This is a genomic window from Streptosporangium sp. LJ11, from assembly GCF_051918945.1.
Lineage (GTDB): Bacteria > Actinomycetota > Actinomycetes > Streptosporangiales > Streptosporangiaceae > Streptosporangium.
Map to the genome: position 1 here is coordinate 1 of NZ_JBPXMB010000072.1, position 3,989 is coordinate 3,989.

Genomic DNA, 3,989 nt, shown 5'->3' on the forward strand with positions numbered 1-3,989 from the left:
TGTTTGGCCACGACCGCGCCCAGCCCGCCGGTGCCGCCGGTGACCAGCACCGTGCCCTCCGGACCGAACACCGACCGCTCCTCGCCACGGTCCACGGTGCGGTTCAGCCCTGGCATCAGCAGGTGCCCGTCCCGTACCGCGACCTGTGGCTCGCCCGTGGCCAGCGCCTGAGCGACCGTGTCCGCGTCGAGGGCGTCGGTGTCCAGGTCCAGCAGTACGAGTCGGCCGGGCTGTTCGGCCTGCGCCGCTCGCACCAGACCCCACACCGCCGCCTGCGCCAGGTCCGGCACCTCATCCGCGACCGCCACCACCGCACCGTGGGTGACGAGGACCAGCCTCGAGGAGGCGAACCGCTCCTCGGCCAGCCACTGCTGCACCAGGGCCAGCACCTCACGCGTCACCACACCCAGCTCACCGCCAGATGGGATCGTGACCAGCACCGCCTCGGGCACCTCGATGACCGCATCCAGGCCGGCCCCCGCCTCCAGCACCGCCCAGCGGGGTACTTCTGTACTCGTCCCGGCCGCGATGGCGGTCCAGCCCACCTGGTGCAACCAGCCGCGATCACCCGCGGCGGCCAGGTCGGAGGTCGACAACGGACGCAACGTGAGCGCCTCGACCTCCGCCACCGGCACACCGGCCCCATCGGCGATGGTCAGCGCCATGCTGGTGCCACCCGTACCAATGATCTTCACTCGCAGGCTGGTCGCCGCCGTGGCGTGCAGGGACACACCCGACCAGGAGAAGGGCAGGAAAGGCCTGCCCGGCTCGGCCTCCGGCAGCAGATCGCCCAGCGCGCTGGCGTGCAACACCGCGTCCAACAGGGCCGGATGCACCCCGAACCGCACCGCGTCCCCATGCGCCTGCTCGGGCAGCGCGACCTCGGCGAACACCTCACCCGGCCGCGACCACGCCCGCGTCACCCCCTGGAAGACAGGCCCGTACTCCAGACCGACCGCCGCCAGATCGTCATACAGACCATCGACCACCACCGGCCGCACGTCCACCGGAGGCCACTGCGTCAGCTCGAACGCCGCCACCGGCAGCTCGGCGGTCACCAGGCCCTGTGCGTGCTGCGTCCATCCGGCGGCGTCCTGGGAGCGGGAGTGGACCGTCAGCGGACGTGCTCCGGACTCCTCCACCGCTCCGATGACCACCTGGATCTGGACCCCACCCTGGGCGGGCACCACCAGCGGCGCCTGGATGGTCAGTTCCTGCAGGTAGGAGCACTCGACCTCGTCGCCCGCCCGGATGGCCAGCTCGACCAGCGCCGCCCCCGGAACCAGCATCTGACCACCCACGAGGTGATCGGCCAGCCACGGCTGCGTGGTGGGTGACAAGCGACCACTGAAGATCACCGACTCGCCGCTGGCGACCTCGGTCACGGCGCTGAACACCGGATGATCGATCGCGCCCAGCCCGGCGGCGTTCATGTCTCCGGCATCGGTCAGCGCGGGGATCCAGTACCGCTCGTGCTGGAAGGCGTACGTCGGCAGGTCGACCTGTGCTCTCGGGGTGAGGATCGCTCGCCAGTCGACTCCCACGCCGTGAGCGTGCAGCCGGCCCAGTGCCTCGACCAGTGTCCGGACCTCGTCCCGGTCCTTGCGAGCGGTCGCGACGAACACACCGTCCTGCACGCTCTGCTGGGCCAGGCCGGTCAGCACCCCATCCGGGCCGACCTCCACGAACACACTCGCCTGGCAGGCGGCCACACCGTCGGCGAAGCGCACCGCCTCGCGCACATGCCGCACCCAGTACGCCGGGTCGGTCAGCAGGCCAGGCTCGGCGGGCCGGCCCGTCACGTTGGAGACGACAGGAATGGCCGGCTCACTGAAAGTCAGAGCGGAGACGACCTGCTCGAACTCGGCGAGCATCGGCTCCATCAACGGCGAGTGGAAGGCATGCGACACGCGCAGGCGTCGGGTGCGGGCACTCACCAGGGCGGCGATCTCCTCCACCGCACTCTCGTCACCGGAGATCACCACCGAGGCCGGGCCGTTCACCGCCGCGATGCTCACATCCTCGCGGCCCTCCAGCAGCGGAAGGACCTCCGCCTCAGGAGCGGCGACGGCCAGCATCGCCCCACCCTCCGGCAGCCCCTGCATCAACCGCGCCCGCGCGGAAACCAGCGCACACGCATCAGGCAGCGACAGCACGCCCGCCACATGAGCGGCGGCGATCTCCCCCACCGAGTGACCCACCAGCACATCCGGGGTCACCCCCAGCGAGGCCAGCAGACGATACAGAGCGACCTCGAAGGCGAACAGCGCCGGCTGGGTCATCCCCGTCTCACCCAGCACACCATCGGGATCGGAGAACATCACCTCACGCACCGACCCCGGCAACAACGCACAAACCTCATCCAGGGCGTCGGCGAACACCGGGAACGCGGCGGCCAGCTCACGGCCCATGCCCACCCGCTGGCTGCCCTGACCGGCGAACAACATCGCCAACCCGCCACCGGCCGCGGCACCCGGCGTCGCCGTGCCCTCGGCCAGGGCGCGCAGGCCCGCCACCAGCTCGACCTGGTCGGCGCCGACCACCACCGCGCGCTGCTCCAGCAGCGCCCGGCCCGTCGCCAGCGTCCAGGCCGCATCGGCCGGGTTCAGCTCAGGCCGCTCCTCCACCCACGACGCGAGCTGCCCGGCCTGCGCCCGCAGCGCCTCGGGAGTCTTGGCCGAGACCAGCCACGGCGTCACCGGCAGCTCGACGCCGGAGGGCTCCGACTCCACCACCGGACCCTGCTCGATGATCACATGCGCGTTCGTGCCGCTGATCCCGAAAGACGAGATGGCCGCGCGGCGGGCGTGCCCGTTCTCCTGCCAGGGCACGGGCTCGGTGAGCAGTTCCACCGCACCGGCCGACCAGTCCACGTGCGGGCTTGGCTCGTCCACGTGCAGGGTCTTGGGGAGGAGCTCGTGGCGGAGAGCCATCACCATCTTGATGACGCCACCGACACCGGCGGCGGCCTGGGTGTGACCGATGTTCGACTTCAGCGACCCCAGCCACAGCGGCCGGTCCTCGGGCCGGTCCTGGCCGTAGGTGGCCAGGATGGCCTGGGCCTCGATCGGGTCGCCGAGGGTGGTGCCCGTGCCGTGCGCTTCCACGGCGTCGATGTCCGCGGTCGACAGTCCGGCGTTCGCCAGCGCCTGGCGGATCACCCGCTGCTGCGCCGGGCCGTTCGGGGCGGTCAGGCCGTTGCTCGCGCCGTCCTGGTTGATCGCGCTGCCGCGCATGACGGCGAGGATGTGGTGACCGTTGCGCCGGGCGTCCGACAGCCGCTCGACCAGCAGCATGCCGACGCCCTCGCCCCAGCCGGTACCGTCCGCCGACGCGGAGAACGCCTTGCACCGACCGTCCACCGACAGGCCACGCTGCCGGGAGAACTCGATGAACATGCCGGGCGTCGACATGACCGTGACACCGCCCGCCAGGGCCAGATCACATTCACCCGAGCGCAACGCCTGCGCCGCCCAGTGCAGCGCGACCAGCGACGACGAGCACGCCGTGTCCACCGTGACCGCGGGGCCCTCCAGGCCCAGGGTGTACGACACCCGTCCGGACACCAGGCTTCCACCGCTGGTCGCGGCGGGGGTACCGAGACCGTAGTCGTGGTACATCACCCCGGCGAACACGCCCGTCCGGCTGCCGCGCAGTCCCACCGGATCCAGGCCCGCCCGCTCGATCGCCTCCCACGACGCCTCCAGCAGCAACCGCTGCTGCGGATCCATCGCGAGGGCCTCACGCGGGCTGATCCCGAAGAACCCGGGGTCGAAGTCGGCGGCGTCGTACAGGAACGCGCCTTGTCGCGTGTAGCTCTTTCCCGGTGCGCCCGGTTCCGGGCCGTATACCCCTTCCACGTCCCAGCCACGATCGGACGGGAAATCGCCCACCGCGTCCCGAGCCTGCGCGACCAGGTCCCACAGACCCTCTGGTGAGGAGACGCCGCCGGGGTAGCGGCAGGCCATGCCCACGATCGCGATCGGCTC

1 protein-coding gene is annotated in these 3,989 nt (G+C 71.4%); it reads right to left on the minus strand.

Annotated elements, in window-relative coordinates:
• Positions 1 to 3,989: type I polyketide synthase (locus ACTOQ3_RS43335; protein WP_440089890.1), on the minus strand; the 3,989-nt coding region annotated here is incomplete at both ends.